General features: G+C 59.5%; 2 protein-coding genes. Both read right to left on the bottom strand.

Annotation, left to right across the window (positions count from 1 at the left end; genetic code table 11):
• On the bottom strand, positions 1 to 140 hold a 140-nt coding region (locus VZ95_RS14275; protein WP_045776450.1), incomplete at its 3' end, for a P-II family nitrogen regulator.
• 253 nt (positions 141 to 393) lie between these two features.
• Positions 394 to 1,511 (bottom strand): M23 family metallopeptidase (locus VZ95_RS22125; protein ID WP_156995313.1); only part of this gene is annotated, 1,118 nt, incomplete at its 5' end.

The following is a 1,511-nucleotide window of genomic DNA, read 5'->3' as shown; positions in this document are numbered from 1 at the left end:
CGGTAAATTTCAGTCTGGCCCTTTTGACGGCCAAACCCTTTAACTTCCGACGCTGTCAGCCCTTGAATGCCAAGAGCGGTCAACGCTTCGCGGACATCCTCCAGCTTGAACGGCTTTATGATCGCAGTGATCAGTTTCATAGCCCGGCTTCTCCCATATCACACCGTTCAGAACGGCATCGGTTGCGTTATAATCAAAAAGCGTGCCGCAATGCGAAACCCGGCCGAATCAGCCACATTTTCGCCAAAGTCGCGCCAAGCGTGGTTAAAAATTAGGCTATGCCTAAAAAATAATCAAGTAAATGACGCCTAAAGAAAACAGGCCGTTACTCTTTCGGAGCAACGGCCTGTTTTCTTTAGAAGAAATTGAGAAAGATTAAGGTATGTCAAAGGGTCAAGGAATGTCACCGGGCGCGGGTTCGGTCCGGGCCGTCCGGTAGCCCGAAGGCACGTCACTGGCCGACGCCGTCGCCGGAACCGATTGCAGCAATGTGTCGGCGAACGATACGAACCGCTGTTGGTCTTCCTTGTCCTTGCCTTCCGCCAGCAAATCTTGCACCAGCGCGGGCACATTGCGCAGCGGATCGATATGGCGGCCATCGACAACCAATTCGAAGTAGAGATGATTACCGGAGGCGATGCCTGTGCGCCCAACCGTGCCAATCACCTGCCCCTGGCGCACCGCTTGGCCAACCTTGATGCCCTTGGCGAACTGATCGAGGTGGGCGTAAACGGTTTCCGTGCGGTCGTCGTGAACGATGCGGATATATTTCCCGTAGCCGCGATGGGATTTCACCGTATCGACGATACCATCGCCAGCGGCCACGACCGGCGTTCCGCGCGGGGCCGACCAATCGACCCCCTTATGGAATTTGCGCGCGCGCAAGACCGGATGCTGACGCCAGCCGAAACCCGAGGTCATACGGTATCCCGGCAACGGATGAATGAAATCCGGCCCTTGCGCCAAGCGCACGCGGCCGTCTTGGTCGATCAGATGCGCCGTGCCCTCTTCGGGAACGTAATAATAAAGGCGACGGCTTTGCCCACCGTGGCTAAGTTCGGCGGAGGTTAGAACCGGGTCCGCCGCCGTATCCGACGAGGCGCGATAGAGCACATCGAACGAAAGCGCGTCCGCCGAGGCGAGCGGCATCTTGCCGTCGGCAGCAAAACTATCGAGCACTTGCTGGACAACCATCGTCGGCAATCCCGCCGCACTCAACGCTGGGCCAAGATCACCCTCGCCGACGTGACCGGCGACGCGCAAATGGAACCCGAGCGGGGCTTGCACGGGCAGCTCATCGCCAAAGCCCCGGCGTGATGCCTCGGGCTTGGCCGAGAAAGAGCCGACCGAAAACCCCGCAACGGTCACGCCTTGGTCGAAGCGATCCGTTGGCGGCACCGAATAGCCTGCGGAAGCGGCCTCGGGGTGTACGGCAACAACCGGCGCATCGGGAAGCGCGGCAAGCGTCGCGGCGGGCTCTTGGGTACGCTCCGGCAGAACCGCTGCGGCTT

Origin of the sequence: Elstera litoralis (assembly GCF_000963705.1) — a bacterium.
In the GTDB taxonomy this organism is placed as follows: Bacteria; Pseudomonadota; Alphaproteobacteria; order Elsterales; family Elsteraceae; genus Elstera; species Elstera litoralis.
Note: the sequence above shows the minus strand (reverse complement) of the source record. Positions and strands in the feature narration are given on the sequence as shown.